The sequence below is a fragment of the Streptomyces sp. KM273126 genome (assembly GCF_004337435.2).
GTDB classification, from domain to species: domain Bacteria; phylum Actinomycetota; class Actinomycetes; order Streptomycetales; family Streptomycetaceae; genus Streptomyces; species Streptomyces acidicola.
This window is the reverse complement of the sequence record NZ_SJXB02000001.1, coordinates 5,197,245-5,215,943: the sequence shown is the minus strand read 5'-3', so window position 1 is coordinate 5,215,943 and position 18,699 is coordinate 5,197,245. Positions and strand designations below refer to the sequence as shown.

General features: G+C 70.9%; 18 protein-coding genes. 10 read left to right on the top strand and 8 right to left on the bottom strand.

The genetic code is table 11. The features are described 5' to 3' along the window. Position 1 precedes the first annotated feature (1 nt). The 3 genes from E0500_RS22265 to pssA all read left to right on the top strand — a co-directional run bounded on the left by E0500_RS22265 (position 2) and on the right by pssA (position 2,883). Positions 2-1,216: an acyl-CoA dehydrogenase family protein gene (locus E0500_RS22265; protein WP_131564104.1), complete on the top strand. Its 1,215-nt coding sequence runs from the start codon at positions 2-4 to the stop codon at positions 1,214-1,216. Between the two features lie 169 nt (positions 1,217-1,385). Next, entirely contained in the window at positions 1,386-2,042 is a 657-nt protein-coding gene (locus E0500_RS22260; protein WP_131564103.1) for a phosphatidylserine decarboxylase, read from the top strand. Between the two features lie 58 nt (positions 2,043-2,100). Beyond that, the gene (pssA, locus tag E0500_RS22255) at positions 2,101-2,883 is read left to right on the top strand and encodes a CDP-diacylglycerol--serine O-phosphatidyltransferase (protein ID WP_152866809.1); all 783 of its coding nucleotides are present in this window, start codon (positions 2,101-2,103) and stop codon (positions 2,881-2,883) included. A gap of 115 nt (positions 2,884-2,998) precedes the next feature. Here the strand turns inward: pssA and E0500_RS22250 are convergent, their stop codons facing one another. Continuing rightward, entirely contained in the window at positions 2,999-4,117 is a 1,119-nt protein-coding gene (locus tag E0500_RS22250; protein ID WP_131564109.1) for a glycerate kinase, read from the bottom strand. A gap of 151 nt (positions 4,118-4,268) precedes the next feature. Then, a complete protein-coding gene (locus E0500_RS22245; protein ID WP_165935025.1) occupies positions 4,269-4,508 on the bottom strand; it encodes a hypothetical protein in 240 nt (79 codons plus the stop codon). Positions 4,509-4,720: 212 nt separating this feature from the next. On the opposite strand from E0500_RS22245, the gene E0500_RS22240 reads away from it, so the two are divergent. The 3 genes from E0500_RS22240 to E0500_RS22230 all read left to right on the top strand — a co-directional run bounded on the left by E0500_RS22240 (position 4,721) and on the right by E0500_RS22230 (position 7,224). Next, positions 4,721-5,788, top strand: a complete 1,068-nt coding sequence (locus tag E0500_RS22240; protein ID WP_131564100.1) for an ADP-ribosylglycohydrolase family protein — start codon at positions 4,721-4,723, stop codon at positions 5,786-5,788. 130 nt (positions 5,789-5,918) lie between these two features. After that, the gene (locus E0500_RS22235; protein WP_131564099.1) at positions 5,919-6,410 is read left to right on the top strand and encodes an NUDIX hydrolase; all 492 of its coding nucleotides are present in this window, start codon (positions 5,919-5,921) and stop codon (positions 6,408-6,410) included. Positions 6,411-6,489: 79 nt separating this feature from the next. Next, on the top strand, positions 6,490-7,224 hold the full coding sequence (locus tag E0500_RS22230) for a Sir2 family NAD-dependent protein deacetylase (protein ID WP_131564098.1): 735 nt from the start codon (positions 6,490-6,492) through the stop codon (positions 7,222-7,224). A 56-nt stretch (positions 7,225-7,280) separates the two neighbouring features. Here the strand turns inward: E0500_RS22230 and E0500_RS22225 are convergent, their stop codons facing one another. The 3 genes from E0500_RS22225 to E0500_RS22215 all read right to left on the bottom strand — a co-directional run bounded on the left by E0500_RS22225 (position 7,281) and on the right by E0500_RS22215 (position 11,424). After that, complete coding sequence (locus tag E0500_RS22225; protein ID WP_309505116.1) at positions 7,281-7,772, bottom strand: methylated-DNA--[protein]-cysteine S-methyltransferase; 492 nt, start codon at positions 7,770-7,772, stop codon at positions 7,281-7,283. A 65-nt stretch (positions 7,773-7,837) separates the two neighbouring features. After that, complete coding sequence (locus E0500_RS22220; RefSeq protein WP_181587262.1) at positions 7,838-9,334, bottom strand: DNA-3-methyladenine glycosylase 2 family protein; 1,497 nt, start codon at positions 9,332-9,334, stop codon at positions 7,838-7,840. A 167-nt stretch (positions 9,335-9,501) separates the two neighbouring features. Beyond that, the gene (locus tag E0500_RS22215; RefSeq protein ID WP_131564095.1) at positions 9,502-11,424 is read right to left on the bottom strand and encodes a heavy metal translocating P-type ATPase; all 1,923 of its coding nucleotides are present in this window, start codon (positions 11,422-11,424) and stop codon (positions 9,502-9,504) included. Positions 11,425-11,492: 68 nt separating this feature from the next. On the opposite strand from E0500_RS22215, the gene E0500_RS22210 reads away from it, so the two are divergent. The 4 genes from E0500_RS22210 to katG all read left to right on the top strand — a co-directional run bounded on the left by E0500_RS22210 (position 11,493) and on the right by katG (position 15,333). Further along, on the top strand, positions 11,493-11,861 hold the full coding sequence (locus tag E0500_RS22210; protein WP_131564094.1) for a metalloregulator ArsR/SmtB family transcription factor: 369 nt from the start codon (positions 11,493-11,495) through the stop codon (positions 11,859-11,861). 9 nt (positions 11,862-11,870) lie between these two features. Continuing rightward, positions 11,871-12,359, top strand: coding sequence for a MarR family winged helix-turn-helix transcriptional regulator (locus tag E0500_RS22205; RefSeq protein ID WP_131564093.1), 489 nt, complete (start codon positions 11,871-11,873; stop codon positions 12,357-12,359). Positions 12,360-12,645: 286 nt separating this feature from the next. Continuing rightward, positions 12,646-13,083, top strand: coding sequence for a Fur family transcriptional regulator (locus tag E0500_RS22200; protein WP_131564092.1), 438 nt, complete (start codon positions 12,646-12,648; stop codon positions 13,081-13,083). Between the two features lie 33 nt (positions 13,084-13,116). After that, positions 13,117-15,333: a catalase/peroxidase HPI gene (katG, locus tag E0500_RS22195; protein ID WP_131564091.1), complete on the top strand. Its 2,217-nt coding sequence runs from the start codon at positions 13,117-13,119 to the stop codon at positions 15,331-15,333. A gap of 161 nt (positions 15,334-15,494) precedes the next feature. Here katG and E0500_RS22190 read toward each other — a convergent pair whose 3' ends face one another. From E0500_RS22190 to E0500_RS22180, 3 genes are all read right to left on the bottom strand, one after another. Continuing rightward, positions 15,495-16,016, bottom strand: a complete 522-nt coding sequence (locus E0500_RS22190; protein ID WP_131564090.1) for an O-acetyl-ADP-ribose deacetylase — start codon at positions 16,014-16,016, stop codon at positions 15,495-15,497. After that, positions 16,013-16,957, bottom strand: coding sequence for a sugar phosphate isomerase/epimerase (locus tag E0500_RS22185; protein ID WP_131564089.1), 945 nt, complete (start codon positions 16,955-16,957; stop codon positions 16,013-16,015). The genes E0500_RS22190 and E0500_RS22185 overlap by 4 nt, the downstream gene beginning before the upstream one ends. Positions 16,958-17,218: 261 nt before the next feature. Then, positions 17,219-18,634 (bottom strand): NAD(P)/FAD-dependent oxidoreductase, encoded by a 1,416-nt coding sequence (locus E0500_RS22180; RefSeq protein WP_165935024.1) that lies wholly within the window; start codon positions 18,632-18,634, stop codon positions 17,219-17,221. Positions 18,635-18,699 lie beyond the last annotated feature (65 nt).

The window sequence follows — 18,699 nt, the reverse complement described above, 5'->3', positions numbered from 1 at the left end:
CATGGCGCGACTCGCCCAGACCCACGGTCTGACCGACGTACAGCAGGAGATCCTCTCCACCGTCCGGGACTTCGTCGACAAGGAGATCATCCCGGTCGCGACCGGGCTGGAGCACCGCGACGAGTACCCACAGCAGATCGTCGACGGCCTGAAGGAGCTGGGTCTGTTCGGTCTGATGATTCCCGAGGAGTACGGCGGACTGGGCGAGTCCCTCCTCACCTACGCCCTGTGTGTGGAGGAGATCGCCCGCGGCTGGATGTCCGTGTCCGGCATCATCAACACCCACTTCATCGTGGCGTACATGCTCAAGCAGCACGGCACGCAGGAGCAGAAGGACACCTTCCTGCCGAAGATGGCGCTGGGCGAGGTCCGGGGCGCCTTCTCGATGTCGGAGCCGGGGATGGGCTCGGATGTGGCGGCCATCACGTCCAAGGCGGTGAAGGACGGTGACGAGTACGTCCTGAGCGGCCAGAAGATGTGGCTCACGAACGGCGGAACGTCAACCCTGGTTGCCGTCCTCGTGCGGAGTGACGAAGGACACTCCGCTGCGGAGGCGGCCGCGGCGCCCCACAAGTCGATGACGACCTTCCTCGTCGAGAAGGAGCCCGGTTTCGGTGAGGTCCGCCCCGGGCTCACCATCCCAGGCAAGATCGACAAGATGGGCTACAAGGGCGTCGACACGACCGAGCTCATCATGGACGGACTGCGCATTCCGGCCAATCGCGTGCTCGGCGGCACCACCGGCCGAGGTTTTTACCAAATGATGGACGGCGTCGAGGTCGGCCGGGTGAATGTGGCAGCGCGTGGCTGCGGCGTCGCTCAGCGTGCATTCGAACTGGGCATCCAGTACGCCCAGCAGCGGCACACCTTCGGCAAGCAGATCGCCCAGCACCAGGCGATTCAGTTCAAGCTGGCGGAGATGGCTACCAAGGTCGAGGCCGCCCATGCCATGATGGTCAACGCAGCTCGCAAAAAGGACTCGGGCGAACGAAACGACCTCGAAGCGGGGATGGCGAAGTACCTCGCCTCCGAATACTGCAAAGAAGTCGTGGAGGACGCCTTCCGGATCCATGGCGGCTACGGCTTCTCCAAGGAGTACGAGATCGAGCGTCTCTACCGTGAGGCACCGATGCTGCTGATCGGTGAAGGCACCGCCGAAATCCAGAAAATGATCATCGGGCGCAGACTGCTCGAAGAATATCGATTCCAGGGCTAGACGTCCGTTTAAGGGTGTTTTCTTCGAGAAGAAGATCACACCCTGTCAACGGTCTTCGGCCGCCGACTCGGCTTCCTGGCTTGCCCAGTTGTGGCCCGCGACCGGTACGATCCCGGAAAAGCCGCCGTCCCCAGTCACAGCGCGGCATCATCCGCTACGAAGGTCATCCATGCCCCACAGCCAAACCTCTGCACCACGCGACAGCCTGGCCGGCGTACGCCTCGCGCGCGGAGCATCGCCGTGGCTTCTCCCGACCGTCGCCACCGCAGCCATCAGCCTGGTCCGCGCACGCCGCTCCGGCGCCGCCAAGGCCATGGCCGTACCGGCCACCGCCCTCGCGGCCGGCATGCTGTGGTTCTTCCGCGACCCCGAGCGCGAGATCGCCCAGGGCCGAGTCATCTCGCCCGCCGACGGTGTGGTGCAGAGCATCATGCCGTGGAAGGACGGCCGCACCCGCGTCGCGATCTTCATGAGCCCGCTCAACGTCCACGTGAACCGCGCGCCGCTCTCCGGCACGGTCACGTCGGTCGAGCACGTCCCGGGCGGGTTCGTTCCGGCGTTCAACAAGGAGAGCGAGAACAACGAGCGCGTCGTCTGGCACTTCGACACCGAGCTCGGTGACATCGAGATGGTCCAGATCGCCGGCGCGGTCGCCCGCCGTATCGTCCCGTACATCCCGCAGGGGACCAAGGTCGAGCAGGGTGACCGCATCGGGCTGATCCGCTTCGGCTCGCGCGTCGACATCTACCTCCCCGAGGGCGTCGAGATCGCGGTCGAGGTCGGACAGAAGACCGTGGCTGGGGTGACTCGCATTGACCGTGATTGATCCCGACACACAGGCCGGCTGGGTGCCGGACGCGGAGGATGACGAAGACGAGGAGGAGATGCCGCTGTCGCTGCGACTGTCGATAGCGGACACTCTGACGCTCGGCAACGCCACGTGCGGCTTCATGGCGGTGTACTTCACCACCACCGGCATCCTGATCCCGCACCTCACCGGCAGCCAGGAATCCGGCATGGCCCGCAACAGCGCGGCCACGGCGGTCATCCTGATGCTGTGCGCGGCGGTCTTCGACCTGTTCGACGGCCTCGTGGCGCGCAAGCTGCGGTCGTCGCCGATGGGCGCGGAGCTGGACAACCTCTCCGACCTGATCAGCTTCGGTCTGGCGCCGGCGTACTTCGTCCTCGTCTACGGCATGGTCGCGGACGACGCGTACCAGCGGGTGGCGACGGTGGGAGCCGTCGTCGTGCTGCTCGCGGTGGTGCTGAGACTCGCCCGCTTCTCGTGCGTGACGGTGAAGGACGGCACGTTCCAGGGCATGCCGTCTCCGTTCGGCGCGCTCACGGTCGTCTCGATCATCCTGCTGGAGCTGCCGTTCGTGGCGACGCTGCTGGCGATCCTGGGGACGGCGTGGCTGATGGTGAGCCGGGTCGAGTACCCGAAGCCGCGGGGGCGCCTCGCGGTGGCGATGCTCTCCTGGATCGTGCTGAGCATGGGGCTCCTGGCCGCGTGGGCCTTCGACGCCCCCAGCGGTCAGCTGCTGCTCCAGACGGGCTGTGCGCTGCAGCTGGTCATGGGTGCGGTCATCCCGCTGTTCGCCACGGCTCGTCGGGTGAACAACTTCCGCGACAACCGGCGCGAGGCCAGGGCGGCGCAGCTGCCGTAGCCGGCGTCCGGTGGACGTTTGTCCGTGACGAGGGCCCGAACCAACCACATTGGTTCGGGCCCTCGTCGTGTGCGGTCCGGCGCGGTGGGCCGGGAGCGGGCCGCCGCCCCGCTCGTCAGGTCAGCAGGTCCCGCGCGATCCGTTCCGCCACGGACTCCAGGATCGGGCCCGCATCCGCGATGCAGCGCTGGACGTCGGGCTCCAGCTCGGTCAGAGGGTAGGCCCGGGCGATACCCGCCCGGCCAAGGGTCTCCGGTGACAACGCGAGGCGGCCGCAGACCGCTATGACCTCCTTGCCCGCAGCGCGGGCGGCCGCGGCGACGCCCGCGGGGGCCTTGCCGTGGAGGGTCTGCTCGTCCAGGGAGCCCTCACCGGTGATCACCAGCGTGGCCCGCTCCAGCGCGGGCGCGAAGCCCAGCACATCCAGCATGACCTCGATGCCCGGACGGAAACCGGCGCCCACGATGAGGGCGCCGTACCCGATGCCGCCCGCCGCGCCCGCACCGGGCGAGGTGGCGTACTCGGCCGCCCGTGGGCCGATCGCCTGTTCCAGGACCTGCGCGAAGTGACCCAGCGCCGCGTCCAGCGCCGCCACGTCATCCGGGGTCGCCCCCTTCTGCGGCCCGTACACGGCGGGCGCGCCCTTGGGCCCGGTCAGCGGGTTGTCCACGTCGCTGGCCAGCACGAACTCGATCTCGGCGAGCCGCGGGTCGAGGCCCGACAGATCGGCGGCGGCCAGGGCACTCAGTGCTCCGCCCCCGGGTCCGACGGGTGCTCCGTCGGCGTCGAGGAAGCGCGCCCCGAGCGCGGCCAGCATGCCCGAGCCGCCGTCCGTGGTGGCGCTCCCGCCCACGCCGAACACGATCGTCCGGGCCCCCGCGTCCAGCGCGGCACGCAGCAGTTCACCCGAGCCGTACGTCGTCGCGGTCAGCGGCGCGAAGACCTCTGCGGGGAGCCGCTGCAACCCGCTGGCCTCGGCCATCTCGACGACGGCGGTGTCGCCGCGCAGCGCGTACGCCGCCGTGACGGGCTCGCCGAGAGGGCCGGTGACCCGTACTTCCCGGCGTTCGAACCCGGCCGCGACCGCCGCGTCCACCGTCCCGTCGCCGCCGTCGGCCACGGGCAGCGCCGCGACCTCGGCCTCGGGCACGACCCGCCGCAGGCCCGCCGTCACCCGCTCCGCGACCTGCACGGCCGTCAGTGAGCCCTTGAACTTGTCCGCGGCGATCAGCACCCGCGCAGTTCCCGTCACCTGGAATTCCCCTTGCTCTTCGGGCCTTGCGCACGTCAAGGCAGTCGCGCCGCAAGGACCCTAACCGGTGACAGGGGTCACTGCCCAGGGTGGACGTCCCCCGTCACGGGGTCCCCCTGGGCCCCGTAGGGGTTCACTCCGGGACGGAGGCACCGCTGTGGTCGTACATCTGGTGCATCATGGCGTTGCCGTCTCCGCTGGGCATGCTGATGTGCTCCATGACGTCCTCCAGGATGTCGTAGTCCCCGGTGAGGACGTAGACGTCGCCGGACTGGACGAGGGGCTCAGCGGCGGCCGCGTGGGCCGGGACTGCGGCGAACAGGACGGCGAGGGACGGGGCCGCGAGCATGATCGTACGGCGCATCAAGGTCATGACACTCCTGGGGCGAAGGCGGACGATTACCGTCCGGAACCAAAGGGACGCCCGGAAGTAAACCAGGCGAACATCCCATGCCGCCGCGCACACGGACGAAGGTTGACGCGGGCCCGGTACCGAGATTTACGCGAGCCCGGTATGGAGAGTCCGGCGCGGCGAACGAGGAGGCCGGCCGGGCGGAACCGCGCCGGATTCGGTAAACCGGACGTATGACCCCTCTGGGCACTGACCTCGCCGACCGCGTCCTCGGGGGCTGGCTGGGCCGGATCGCGGGCAACATGCTCGGCAAACCGGTCGAGCAGGGCGACCACTGGACGCGGGACCGCATCGACCGCTACCTGCGGCGGGCCGGGGCCCTGCCGCTGACCGACTACCTCCCCGAGCCCGCCGGCGAGAGCGACGGCCTCGAACTGCGGCCGGAGTGGCGCCAGTGCGTACGCGGCCGTATCCACGGCAGTTGCCGCGACGACGACGTGGACTACGCGATCCTCGGCCTCGACCTGCTGGAGACGTACGGCTTCGGCTTCAGCACCGACCAGGTCGGCGACCTGTGGCTGCTGCGGCTGCCGTATCTGCAGACGTTCACCGCCGAGCGGGCCGCGTACCGCAATCTCGCGAACGGCCTCAAACCACCGCTCACCGCCACGTACGAGAACCCCTACCAGGAGTGGATCGGCGCCCTGATCCGCGCCGACGTCCACGGCTGGACCCGCCCCGGCGTCCCCCACCGAGCGGCCGCGCTGGCCCGCCGTGACGCGGTCCTGTCGCACACCGGCAACGGCGTGTACGGCGCGATGTGGGCGGCCGCGCTCATCGCGGCCGCGTTCACCGCGCCGACCGTACGCTCGGCTCTCGACACCGCGCTCACGGTGATCCCGGCGAGCAGCCGTCTGGCCCGTACGGTGCGCCGGGTCCTCTCACTGCACGAGACGGGACTGGGCTGGGAGGACACCCTGGTCACCCTGTCCGAGGAGACCTCCGGCCTCGGCTGGATCCACACGATCCCCAACGTCGCCGTCCTCACCGCCGGCCTCCTGTACGGCGACGGCGACTTCACCCGCACGATCACCCTCACCGTCCGCGGCGGCCTCGACACCGACTCGAACGGCGCCACCGCGGGCTCGGTGGCCGGCGTCCTGTGCGGCGCGAAGGCGATCCCCCCACAGTGGAAGGACCCCCTGGAGGACACGGTCCGCAGCGCGGTGTTCGGGTTCGACGGGGTACGGATCAGTGAACTGGCGGAGCGCACGGTGCGGTTGGCCCGGACGGCGGACTGAGGGCCGTTCGCGGAGAACGCAGGCTGAGGGCCGTTCGCGGAAACGGCGCGCTGAGCTGCGCCCCCGGACTGATTCCTTTCGCCCCCTCTCGCGCCCCGGTGGAGTCGCCGAGGCTCGTTACCCTTCCCGAATGACCACTCCAGACTTCGCCACGTACATCGCCGGCCTCCCTCGCGTCCTCGCCGGAGCCGCCGCGCTCTTCCGGGACACCGAGGGGCGGGTGCTGCTCGTGGAGCCCAACTACCGGGAGGGGTGGGCGCTTCCCGGGGGCACGATCGAGTCGGACACCGGCGAGACCCCACGACAGGGCGCCCGGCGCGAGACCGCCGAGGAGATCGGGCTGGACATCGAGCTGGGGCGCCTGCTCGCCGTGGACTGGGTCCACGGAACGGCCCGGCCGCCGCTGGTGGCGTACCTGTACGACGGCGGGGTCCTCGGCGAGGACGACCTCAAGGCGATCCGGCTCCAGGAGGAGGAACTGCTGTCCTGGCGCCTGGTGAAGCCGGACGAGCTGGCCACCTACCTCCCCGGTGCCCTCGGCCGCCGTGTGCTCACCGCGCTGGAGGTCCTGGCCCAGAACACGGGGACGGCCGAGCTGGAGAACGGGAACCGGGTGGGCTGAGCCCGAGGCGGCCAACGGACGGCCACGGGGCGGCGATATCCGTTCGCCACGCGTAGGCGGGCGTCCTACCCTCGGGCCCATGAAGAAGCCCCTCGTCGCCCTCCTCAGTGGCGCAGGCATCTCCACCGATTCCGGGATCCCCGACTACCGCGGCCCCAGCGGGCTGTGGCGGCGGGATCCGGAGGCGGAGAAGCTGGTGACGTACGAGTACTACATGGGCGATCCGGAGATCCGGCAGCGGTCGTGGCAGATGCGGCGGAAGAACCGGGTACTGCGGGCCGAGCCGAACGCCGCGCACCGGGCCGTGGCCGAGCTGGAGCGGTCCGGGGTGCCGGTGCGGGTGATCACACAGAACGTGGACGGGCTGCACCAGCTCGCCGGAATGCCCTCCCGCAAGGTCCTCGAACTGCACGGCACCGCACGGACCGTCGTGTGCACGAAGTGTCACACCAGGGTTCCCACTCAGGACGCGCTCGCCCGGGTCGAGGCCGGTGAGGCCGATCCCCCGTGCCTGGAGTGCGGCGGGATCCTGAAGACGGCGACGGTGATGTTCGGTGAGCGGCTCGATCCCGTGGTGCTGGGCGAGGCGGTCGCGATCACCAAGGCGTGCGAGGTGTTCATCGCCGTCGGCACCAGCCTCCAGGTGCAGCCCGCCGCCGGGCTCGCCGGTGTCGCCGCCGACCACGGGGCACGGCTGATCATCGTCAACGCCGAGCCGACACCGTACGACGACCGCGCGGACGAGGTCGTTCGGGAGCCGATCGGGACCGCCCTGCCGGAGGTGCTGCGCAGGTTCGGCGCCGCGAGCGCGTGAGCGGCCCGGTCGTCAAGACCCCCCTGCCGTGACGGCCCCGCCCGCCGCGCGGGCCCTCAGAAGAGGGCCGTTCCCCGTTCGAAGTCCAGCAGGCGCTGCTTGCGCTCCAAGCCGCCGCCGTATCCGGTGAGGCTGCCGTCGGAGCCGACCACGCGGTGGCAGGGGACGATGATGCCGACGGGGTTCTTGCCATTGGCCAGACCGACCGCTCGGGACGCCCCGGGGTTGCCGAGGGAGTCGGCGAGGTCTCCGTACGAGCGGGTCTCGCCGTAGGGGATCGTCGTGAGCTGTTCCCAGACGCTGCGCTGGAACGGGGTGCCGTGCAGCCGCAGTTCGAGAGTGAACTCCGTCAACTCACCGGCGAAATAGGCCTTCAGCTGGTCCTCCGCCTCCCCGAAGAGGGTGTCGTCGCGCGGGCCGAAGGTCTCCTCCGGCGGGCGGTGGCGCTGGTGGGTCATGTAGAGGCCGCACAGGACACCTTCGTCCGCGACGAGGGTGAGAGGGCCGTAGGGGCTGTCGATGACGGTGTGCTGCTTCGTGGCAGTCACAGTCGTCGCAGAGGTCGCAGAGGTCGCAGAGGTCGCAGAAGTCGCAGAAGTCATGGCGAACATCCCTATACAGGAAGGAAGTTGATCGGGTGGCTGTCGGTCGCCCACAGGTACTGGACCGCGTACGCCCGCCAGGGACGCCAGGCCGCCGCGCGGGCCGTGAGTGCGGCCGGAGTCGACGGCAGCCCCAACTCCTGTGCGGCACGCCGGATACCGAGGTCGGTGGGGAGGAACGCGTCGGGGTCGCCGAGGGCGCGCATCCCGATGACGTCGACCGTCCAGGGGCCGAAGCCGGGCAGGGCGAGGAGTTCGGCGCGCGTCTCCTCCCAGTCGCTGTCGACGCCCAGGTGGAGGGTGCCGTCCGCGAGGTGGCGGACGAGCGTGGTGAACGTCGTGCGGCGGGTCCGGGGCATCGCGAGGGACTCGGGGTCGAGGTCCGCGAGCGCCTCCGGGGACGGGAAGATGTGGGTGAGGCCGCCCTCGGGGTCGTCCACGGGCTCGCCGTGCGCGGTGACCAGGCGGGCGGCGTGGGTGCGGGCGGCGGCCGTGGAGACCTGCTGTCCGAGCACGGCCCGTACGGCGAACTCCGCCTCGTCGACGGTGCGCGGCACCCGGCGGCCGGGGGCCTTGTCGATCAGCGGCGCCAGCACCTGGTCCGTGCGCAACTGGTCGTCCACGGCCACCGGATCCGCGTCCAGGTCGAGCATGCGACGGCAGCGGCTGATGGCGACGGGCAGGTCGCGCAGGTCACTGAGGGTGAGACGGCAGGCGATGTGGTCGGGGGCAGGAGTGAGCCCGACGATGCCGTGGCCGTACGGGAGGCGCAGGGTTCGGCGGTACGCCCCGTCGCGCCACTCCTCGACACCGGGTACGGCGGTGGCGGCGAGGTGGCCGAAGAGGTTGTCGGGGTTGAGCGGGGCCCGGAAGGGGAGGCGCAGGGCCAGCACCCCTGGGGTCCCGGAGGAGTCGCCCGCGGGTACCGGCGGGGTGCCTGACCGCTTGGCGGCCCGCTCGCGCAGGTCGCTCGGCGACAGGGCGTAGACCTCCCGCACGGTGTCGTTGAAGGTACGGATCGAGGCGAACCCGGCCGCGAACGCGATCTCCGCCATCGGCAGCGCGGTCGTCTCGATGAGCAGCCGCGCCGTCTGCGCCCGCTGGGCCCTGGCGAGCGCCAGCGGCCCGGCGCCCAGCTCGGCGAGGAGGTGCCGCTCGATCTGGCGGGTGCTGTAGCCGAGCCGCCGGGCGAGCCCGGGCACGCCCTCGCGGTCCACGGTCCCGTCCGCGACGAGCCGCATCGCGCGGGCCACGAGGTCGGCGCGCTGGTTCCACTCGGGCGAGCCGGGGCTGGTGTCCGGGCGGCACCGTTTGCACGCCCGGAACCCTGCCTGCTGGCAGGCCGCCGCGCTCGGGTAGAACGTCATGTTCTCCGGCTTGGGCGGCACCACCGGGCAGCTCGGGCGGCAGTAGATCCGCGTGGTCAGGACGGCCGTGTAGACCCACCCGTCGAACCGTGCGTCCTTCGACTGCACGGCACGCACGCAGCGCTCGACGTCCGTGTGCATTCCGTTCCGCATGACTCCAGGATCGGATACGGGGAGGGTGCGTGGCTGGCAGGAATCCGACATGAAGGTGCGGGCGACCTGGAACCGAGGTGTTTCGCGGCCGACGTGCCCGCAGCCCTACGTCGACACACAGCCCCTCCTTCTCAGGCGCCCGACACCCCTCCTTCTCAGGCGCCCGTCGCCGCCTTCCGCCAAGCGGATTCCCGCAGCAGCCGCAACCCGTTCAGGCCGACCAGCACGGTCGACCCCTCGTGCCCGGCCACACCGAGCGGCAGCGGCAGATTCCCGGCCAGGTCCCACACGACCAGCACGGCAATGCACGTCCCGGCGATGACCAGGTTCTGGGCGACCAGCCGACGGGCGGTCCGGGACAGCCGTACGACCGCCGGGATCGCGGTCAGCTCGTCGCGCACCACGACCGCGTCCGCGGTCTCCAGCGCCAGGTCGGACCCGGCGCGCCCCATTGCCACACCGGAGTGTGCGGCAGCGAGAGCGGGCGCGTCGTTCACGCCGTCGCCGACGAACAGCACCTTGCGCCCATCGCTCTGGAAGGTCCGTACCGCATCCACCTTGCCCTCGGGCAGGAGGCCCGCCCGCACGTCGGTGATGCCGGTGTCCGCGGCCACCTGCGCGGCGGCGGCCGGGTTGTCGCCGGTGAGCAGGACGGGGGACGTGCCCGTGACGGCGCTCAGCGCGGCGATGGCGGCGGGGGCGTCGTGACGGAGACGGTCGGTGAGGGTGAGGGTGCCGACGGGGGTCCCGTCGCGTTCGACGAGGATCACGGTCCCGCTGGTCTCGTCGGCGTACGCCCCCGCACGTCCGACCGTTACCCGGCACCCCTCGACCGTGGCGCTCACCCCCTGCCCGGGCACGGCCGTAAAGTCCTCCGCGGGGGCGAGGCCCAGGCCGCGGGCGCGGGCGGCGGTCACGACGGCGCGGCCCAGCGGGTGTTCGCTGGGGTGCTCGGCGGCCGCGGCCAGCGCGAGGAGGGCGTCCTCGTCGAGTCCGGAGCCGGGCAGCGGCCGTACCTCGGTGACCTCGGGCGTGCCCTCGGTCAGGGTGCCCGTCTTGTCGATCGCCGCCGTGTCGATCTCGCCGAGCCGTTCCATCGCCACGGCCGACTTGACCAGCACACCGTGCCGTCCGGCGTTGGCGATGGCGGAGAGGAGCGGCGGCATGGTGGCCAGGACCACCGCGCACGGCGAGGCGACGATCATGAAGGTCATCGCGCGGAGCAGGGCACTGGTGAGGTCGGAGCCGAAGGCGAGCGGGACGGCGAAGACGGCGAGCGTGGCGGCCACCACGCCGACGGCGTAGCGCTGTTCGACCTTCTCGATGAAGAGCTGGGTCGGCGCCTTGGTCTCCGACGCCTCCTCGACGAGGGTCACGATGCGGGCGATCACGGAGTCGGCCGGGTCGCGTTCCACGCGGACGCGCAGGGCGCCGGTGCCGTTGAGGGTGCCCGCGAAGACCTCGTCGCCCTGGACCTTGGGTACGGGCAGGGGTTCGCCGGTGATGGTGGCCTGGTCGGCGTCGCTCTCGCCCTCCAGTACGCGTCCGTCGGCGCCGATGCGCTCGCCGGGGCGGACCAGGACGACGTCCCCCACGGCCAGTTGGTCCGTGGGGACGGTCTCCTCGACGGTGCCGTCCGCCGACAGCCGGGTGGCCGTCGTGGGGGCCAGGTCGAGCAGGCCTCGTACGGAGTCGGCGGTGCGGGCGGTGGCCAGGGCCTCCAGCGCGCCGGAGGTGGCGAAGATGACGATCAGCAGCGCACCGTCCAGGACCTGCCCGATGGCGGCCGCGCCGAGTGCCGCGACGATCATCAGCAGGTCGACGTCGAGCGTCTTCTCGCGCAGCGCGCGCAGCCCTTCGAGGGCGGGTTCCCAGCCGCCGGCCGCGTACGCGATCACGTAGAGCGGCCCGTACAGCCAGGCGGGGGCGCCGGTCAGGTCCAGCGGGAGCGCGAGCAGGAAGGCGAGGGTCGAGGCGAGGGCCCAGCGGGCCTCGGGCAGGGCGAGGACGCGGGTGCGACGGCCGGGCGCCGAGGGCGCGGACGGGCGAACCGGTGGTGGGGCAAGAGTGGTGGACACCCGAGCACCATACAGGAACACATGAAGAGTCGTTCATTCCTTCAAGGGTGATGGGTAGGATGTCCGCCATGGGTCATGGAGCTGTCACTGCCGCGCAGAACGCCACCCCTCGCGTACGCCTCGACGCGGCCAACGCCGCGAAGGTGGCGACGACCCTCCAGGCCCTCTCCACCCCGTCCCGCCTGCTGATCCTCGCGCGGCTGCGCGAAGGGCCGCTGCCCGCGACGGAGTTGGCGGCCGAGGTGGGCATGGAGCAGTCCGCGTGCTCGCACCAGTTGCGCCTGCTGCGCAACCTCGGGCTGGTGGTCGGTGAGCGGCGGGGCCGTTCGGTGGTGTACGCGCTGCACGACCACCATGTCGCCGAGCTGCTCGACCAGGCCGTGTACCACGTGGAGCATCTGCGCCTGGGGATCAGCGACGCGCCTGAAGGGGACTGACCCCCGAGCATGGAGACACCAGCGCAGCCACACTGGCTGAGCGACGACGAGACGGAGACGTGGCACGCTCTCGCCGGCGTACTGATCAGGCTGCCGGGCGCTCTCGACGCACAGCTGCAACGGGACGCGGGGATCAGTCACGTCGAGTACCAGGTGATGGCGATGCTCTCCCGGACCGCGGAACGCACGCTGCGGATGGGCGAGTTGGCCGGGTACACCGGCTCGTCGCTGTCCCGTCTCTCGCACCTGGTCAAGCGGCTGGAGCGGAACGACTGGGTGCGCCGCGCCCCGGACCCGGACGACGGCCGCTACACCCTGGCCACCCTCACGGAGTCCGGCTGGGACAAGGTCGTGGCGACCGCACCGGGGCACGCGGAGGCGGTACGCCGCTTCGTCTTCGACCCCCTCACCAGGGCGCAGCAGAGACAGCTCCGCGACATCGGGCGCCGCGTCTGGCGCGCGGTCGAGCCGGACGACCACTGCCTGCCGCCCCGGTGACGGGCGGGCGGGACGGACACGGCGTCCCGCCCGATCTCAGGGCAACACACCTGGGCCTGGCCGCCGCAATCCCTCCTCCCGCTACGCACTCCCCCCTCCTGCCGCATGCCCCCTGTTCCCGCCGCCTGAAGGGCATGGCAGGCACCCTCACTCGCCGCACCTACACACAGCCCCTGCCGCGACGGGCCGTACCATACTGGGACAAATCTGAGCCAAACCCGCCACGCCACACTTGGATCATTCATTACCTTGAATCATTCGTGTTTGTGCAGGTAGGTTTGGAGCCATGACTGCACCCCAGACCCCGACCACCGCAGAGGAGCTGCGCGGTGCCGGCCTGCGGGTGACGGCAGCCCGCGTCGCGCTGCTCGAAACCGTCCGTGACGGTGACCACCTCGATGTCGAGGCGATCGCCGCCGGGGTACGCGAGCGCGTGGGCCATATCTCCCTGCAAGCCGTCTACGAGGCGCTCCACGCACTCACCACGGCGAGCCTCGTACGCCGCATCGAACCCCCCGGGAGCCCGGCCCTGTTCGAGGGACGCGTCGGGGACAACCATCACCATCTCGTGTGCCGGTCGTGCGGTGTCGTCGCCGACGTCGACTGCGCGGTCGGCCACACCCCCTGTCTGACCGCAGCCGACGACCGCGGCTTCTCGATCGACGAGGCCGAGGTCATCTACTGGGGCGTGTGCCCCGACTGTTCAACCCCGCGTGGTATCTGAGCACAGTGATCCACCTAGTCCGGAAGGTTTCCCATGGCTGAGAACCCTGATGCAATCGTCACCGACCCCAAGGCCGAGGGCACAGGTGGCTGCCCGGTCGCGCACGGGCGCGCCGCGCACCCGACGCAGGGCGGAGGCAACCGTCAGTGGTGGCCGGAGCGCCTCAACCTGAAGATCCTCGCCAAGAACCCCGAGGTGGCGAACCCCCTCGGTGAGGAGTTCGACTACGCCGAGGCGTTCAAGTCCCTCGACCTCGCGGCCGTGAAACAGGACATCGCCGAGGTCCTCACCACCTCCCAGGACTGGTGGCCCGCCGACTTCGGCAACTACGGCCCGCTCATGATCCGCATGGCCTGGCACAGCGCGGGCACCTACCGGATCAGCGACGGCCGCGGCGGTGCCGGGGCCGGCCAGCAGCGCTTCGCCCCCCTCAACAGCTGGCCGGACAACGGCAACCTCGACAAGGCCCGCCGTCTGCTGTGGCCGGTCAAGAAGAAGTACGGCCAGAGCCTGTCCTGGGCCGACCTGATGGTCCTCACGGGCAACGTCGCGCTGGAGCAGATGGGCTTCGAGACCTTCGGCTTCGGCGGCGGCCGCGCGGACGTCTGGGAGGCCGAGGAGGACGTCTACTGGGGTCCCGAGACCACCTGGCTCGACGACCAGCGCTACACCGGCGACCGCGAGCTGGAGAACCCGCTCGGCGCGGTCCAGATGGGCCTCATCTACGTCAACCCGGAGGGCCCGAACGGCAACCCGGACCCGATCGCTGCGGCCCGCGACATCCGTGAGACGTTCCGCCGCATGGCGATGAACGACGAGGAGACCGTCGCCCTGATCGCCGGCGGCCACACCTTCGGCAAGACCCACGGCGCGGGCCCGGCAGACAACGTCGGCGACGCCCCCGAGGGCGCCTCGATCGAGGAGCAGGGCCTGGGCTGGAAGAGCACCTTCGGCACGGGTAAGGGCGCGGACGCCATCACCTCCGGCCTGGAGGTCACCTGGACCACGACCCCGACCCAGTGGAGCAACGGGTTCTTCAAGAACCTCTTCGAGTACGAGTACGAGCTCACCCAGAGCCCGGCCGGCGCCAACCAGTGGGTGGCGAAGGACGCCCCGGAGATCGTTCCGGACGCGCACGACCCGTCGAAGAAGCACCGCCCGATGATGCTCACCACCGACCTGTCGCTGCGCTTCGACCCGATCTACGAGCCGATCTCCCGCCGGTTCTACGAGAACCCGGCGGAGTTCGCGGACGCGTTCGCCCGCGCCTGGTTCAAGCTGACCCACCGCGACATGGGCCCGAAGTCGCTGTACCTCGGCCCGGAGGTCCCGGAGGAGACCCTGCTGTGGCAGGACCCGCTGCCCCAGGCCGAGGGCGAGGCCATCGACACCGCCGACGTCGCGGCCCTCAAGGCCAAGCTCCTCGACTCGGGCCTGAGCGTCTCGCAGCTGGTCAGCACGGCGTGGGCCTCGGCCTCGACGTACCGCGGCAGCGACAAGCGCGGCGGTGCCAACGGCGCCCGCATCCGCCTGGAGCCGCAGCGTGGCTGGGAGGTCAACAACCCCGACGAGCTCGCCCAGGTCCTGCGCGTCCTCGAGGGCATCCAGCAGGAGTTCAACTCCGGCGCCAAGAAGGTGTCCCTGGCGGACCTGATCGTGCTGGGCGGCTCGGCTGCCGTGGAGAAGGCGGCCAAGGACGCCGGCCACGACATCGCGGTGCCCTTCACCCCGGGCCGTGTGGACGCGACGGAGGAGCACACCGACGCGGAGTCCTTCGCCGCGCTGGAGCCCACCTCCGACGGCTTCCGCAACTACCGGGGCAAGGGCAACCGTCTGCCGGCCGAGTACCTGCTGCTCGACCGGGCGAACCTGCTCACCCTGAGCGCCCCGGAGATGACGGTCCTCGTCGGCGGTCTGCGTGTCCTGGGCGCCAACCACGCCCAGTCCGCGCACGGCGTCTTCACCGACACCCCGGGCACGCTGACCAACGACTTCTTCGCCAACCTGCTCGACCTGGGTACGGAGTGGAAGTCGACGTCCGAGGCCCAGGACACGTTCGAGGGCCGCGACGCGGCCACGGGCGAGGTCAAGTGGACCGGCACCCGCGCGGACCTCGTGTTCGGCTCGAACTCCGAGCTGCGCGCGCTCGCCGAGGTCTACGCGAGCGATGACGCGAAGGAGAAGTTCGCGAAGGACTTCGTCGCGGCATGGGCCAAGGTCATGGACCTCGACCGGTTCGACGTCGCCTGAGTCCGGATCTGATCACGGCGGTCGGATCATGAAGATCTGACCACGAAGGTCTGATCACGACCGTTTGATCGTGACGTCCGGGTCGGCCCGCACGGGCCGGCCCGGACGTTGTCATGTGCCCCGGGGGCAGGTGCCCCAAGCGCACCGGAGAACGACCGGCTTCACCGGACATGCCTGGCGAACGCCTCGTATGCCTGCTCGTCGAAGAGCACGAACCTGACCTCCTCGACGGCCGACTCCGTCTCCCGCACCGACTCCCGCACCGTCTCCACCGCGATCCGGGCGGCGTCCTCCATGGGCCACCCGTAGATCCCGGCGGAGACAGCCGGGAACGCGACCGTACGGGCGCCCAGCTCGTCCGCGACCCGCAGCGACTCCCGGTAACAGGAGGCCAGCAGCTCCGAACGGTCCTCCTCCCGGGTGAAGCGCGGCCCCACGGTGTGGATCACCCAGCGCGCGTCCAGGTTGCCCGCCGTGGTGGCGACCGCCTGCCCGGTGGGCAGGCCCCTGCCGTAGCGGGAGGCCCGCAGGTCACGGCACTCGGCGAGGATGGCGGGGCCGCCCCGGCGATGGATGGCGCCGTCGACACCTCCGCCGCCGAGGAGGGAGGAGTTCGCAGCGTTGACGATGGCGTCGACGGACTGCTGGGTGATGTCGCCCTGGATGAGCGTGATGGCGGTCATGGGGCCTCTATACCAGCCCGTACACCAGCCCGGGCTCCGGTAGCGGCCGAGGCCGTCCACCCTTCGGGGCCCGTCACGCAGCGGCGGCTTCGCGCCTGTCCCGCCGCCGCGCGCAGGAACTCGATCGAGCGGCGGGCGACGTCGGGGGCGTCGAGTGCCCCGCCCTGGATCTCGACCGAGACCAGGCCACGGTGGCCGAGATCGCGCAGAGCGGCCAGCACCGAAGGGAAGTCGATCTCGCCGGTACCGAACTCCAGGTGCTGGTGGATGCCGCGGCGCATGTCCTCGATCTGTGTGTTCCGCAGCCGTGGGGCGGCCAGGCGCACGCAGTCGAGCACGGACCGCTCCTCCACACAGTGCGCGTGCCCGACGTCCAGGGTGATCCCGAACAGCTCGTGCCCGCCGACGCGTTCGGCGAGGTCCAGGCAGCGCTCCACGGTGTCGACGAACATGTACGGCTCCGGCTCGAAGGCGAGCGCCACCCCGTACCGCTCCGCCGTCCGAAGGACCGTCTCGACGCCGGCCGCGAGGCGCTTCCACGCGTCCTCCTCCGGCAGCCCGTCGGGCGGGGGGCCGCTGCACAGGTGGACGGTGGGCGAGCCGAGGTCGGCGGCGATGCGCAGGGCGCGCCGCAGCAGGTCGATCCTGAGTTCGGAGCCGTCCGACATCAGCGTGGGCAGGTGCTTGCCCCAAGGGTTCAGGAGGTAGGGCGCACCGGTCTCGATCGTGATGTCCAGCCCGTGCCGCGCCAGGTTCCGGGCGAGCACGGCCACGCGTCGGCTCAGGTCGTCGGCGTACGGGTCGAGGTGCGCGTGGTCGAGAGTGAGGGCCACACCGTCGTAGCCAAGGTCGGCGAGGACGGCGAGGATGTCGGCCAGACGGTGGTTCGTGAAGCCGTTGGTGCCGTAGCCGAATCTGAGTGGGGTGGGCGCAGGTCGCATACGAACCGTCCTCGCACGGAGGTGTCGGGGGCAGAACGGAGGTGTCGGGGGCAGATAGGGAGAGCCGCCTGAGGGGGCATGAGCGCGAGGACGTCCTCGGTCCCGCGATCAGGTCAACCGGGAAACCGCTTTCCGATCTTTCATAGCCGCACCCTACTCGCGGGCCGCCGGCCCCTCAGTTGCCTACTGCCGGGTAGGAGAAGTGACAAAGGCGACAGTGTTTTCCCATTTCGGGTGCTGTCAACTCGGGGTAAAGATCCGTCATTTGGGCTCAGCGCGCAGCCGCCGCCACACCGCCTTGGCCGCGTTGTGCCCGGACATGCCGTGCACACCGGGTCCCGGCGGGGTCGCCGAGGAACAGATGAAGACCGCCGGATGCGGGGTGCTGTAAGGGAACAGGGAGAGCTTCGGACGGAGCAGGAGCTGCAGGCCGGAGGCGGCACCGCAGGCGATGTCCCCGCCGACGTAGTTGGCGTTGCGCGCGGCCAGTTCGGGCGGGCCGGCGGTCGCGCGGGCCAGGACTCGGTCGCGGAACCCCGGTGCGAAACGCTCCAGTTGGCGCTCGACGGCGTCCGTGAGGTCCCCGGTCCAGCCGTTCGGCACATGGCCGTACGCCCAGAAGACGTGCTTGCCCTCGGGGGCGCGGGTGGGGTCGGCGACGCTGGGCTGCACGGTGATCAGGAAGGGCGGGTCCGGGGCACGGCCCGTGCGGGAGGCCGCGTACAGGGCGGCGCCGATCTCGGACTCGTCGGCCGCGACCTGGACGGTACCGGCGCCACGCGCCTCCTCAGCGGTCCAGGGCACGGGGCCGTCCAACGCGTAGTCGATCTTGAAGATGCTCGCCCCGTACCGGTAAGTCTCGTAGTAGCGGCCGAAGCCCGCGATCCGGGCCAGGGCGGCGGGTGAGGTGTCGAAGACGTACGCGCGCGCGGGCGGCAGGTCGTCGAGGCGCTTCACCTCGTAGTCGGTGTGGACGGTGCCGCCGAGGTCTTTCAGGTAGGCGGTGAGCGCGTCCGAGATGGCCCCCGAGCCGCCGCGGGCGACGGGCCAGCCGCGGGCGTGCGCGGCCAGCGCGAAGACCAGGCCGACGCCGCCGGTGGCGAAGCCGTCGAGCGGGGCCATGACATGGGCGACCAGCCCGGCGAACAAGGTCTTGGCGCGCTCGTCGTGGAAGCGGCGTGTCAGCCAGGTGGAGGGCGGCAGGCCGACCAGGCCGAAGCGTGCCAGGGTGACCGGGTCGCGGGGCAGGGCGGTCGACGGCAGCGACATGAAGTCGCGGACCAGGGTGTCCCACCTGGGCAGGAACGGCTCGATCAGTCTGCGGTACGGCCCGGCGTCACGCGGCCCGAACGAGGCCGCCGTCTCGGCCACCGACCGGGCCAGCACCGCGGCCGTCCCGTCGGGGAACGGGTGCGCCATGGGCCGCTCGGCGTGCAGCCACTCCAGGCCGTACCGCTGCAGCGGCATCGCGTTGAACGCGGGCGAGTTGATGCCCAGCGGGTGCGCGGCCGAGCACGGGTCGTGCCGGAAGCCGGGCAGGGTGAGCTCTTCGGTCCGGGCTCCCCCGCCGACGGTGTCGCGCGCCTCGAACACGGCCACGGAGAAGCCCCGACGGGCCAGCTCCACGGCAGCCGTCAGTCCGTTCGGCCCCGCACCCACCACGACCGCATCGAGCATCGACGGCACCTTCGGACTCCTTCGTCAGCCGATGGCCACTCGGGATCAGGATATGCCGGGGGACC

Bases quoted from the DNA above. Each gene is read 5' to 3' on its own strand.
- E0500_RS22265 (WP_131564104.1), top strand. From the start codon at position 2: ATGGCGCGACTCGCCCAGACCCACGGTCTGACCGACGTACAGCAGGAG.
- E0500_RS22260 (WP_131564103.1), top strand. From the start codon at position 1,386: ATGCCCCACAGCCAAACCTCTGCACCACGCGACAGCCTGGCCGGCGTA.
- pssA (WP_152866809.1), top strand. From the start codon at position 2,101: ATGCCGCTGTCGCTGCGACTGTCGATAGCGGACACTCTGACGCTCGGC.
- E0500_RS22245 (WP_165935025.1), bottom strand. From the start codon at position 4,508: ATGACCTTGATGCGCCGTACGATCATGCTCGCGGCCCCGTCCCTCGCC.
- E0500_RS22240 (WP_131564100.1), top strand. From the start codon at position 4,721: ATGACCCCTCTGGGCACTGACCTCGCCGACCGCGTCCTCGGGGGCTGG.
- E0500_RS22235 (WP_131564099.1), top strand. From the start codon at position 5,919: ATGACCACTCCAGACTTCGCCACGTACATCGCCGGCCTCCCTCGCGTC.
- E0500_RS22230 (WP_131564098.1), top strand. From the start codon at position 6,490: ATGAAGAAGCCCCTCGTCGCCCTCCTCAGTGGCGCAGGCATCTCCACC.
- E0500_RS22220 (WP_181587262.1), bottom strand. From the start codon at position 9,334: ATGCACACGGACGTCGAGCGCTGCGTGCGTGCCGTGCAGTCGAAGGAC.
- E0500_RS22210 (WP_131564094.1), top strand. From the start codon at position 11,493: ATGGGTCATGGAGCTGTCACTGCCGCGCAGAACGCCACCCCTCGCGTA.
- E0500_RS22205 (WP_131564093.1), top strand. From the start codon at position 11,871: ATGGAGACACCAGCGCAGCCACACTGGCTGAGCGACGACGAGACGGAG.
- E0500_RS22200 (WP_131564092.1), top strand. From the start codon at position 12,646: ATGACTGCACCCCAGACCCCGACCACCGCAGAGGAGCTGCGCGGTGCC.
- katG (WP_131564091.1), top strand. From the start codon at position 13,117: ATGGCTGAGAACCCTGATGCAATCGTCACCGACCCCAAGGCCGAGGGC.
- E0500_RS22190 (WP_131564090.1), bottom strand. From the start codon at position 16,016: ATGACCGCCATCACGCTCATCCAGGGCGACATCACCCAGCAGTCCGTC.
- E0500_RS22185 (WP_131564089.1), bottom strand. From the start codon at position 16,957: ATGCGACCTGCGCCCACCCCACTCAGATTCGGCTACGGCACCAACGGC.
- E0500_RS22180 (WP_165935024.1), bottom strand. From the start codon at position 18,634: ATGCTCGATGCGGTCGTGGTGGGTGCGGGGCCGAACGGACTGACGGCT.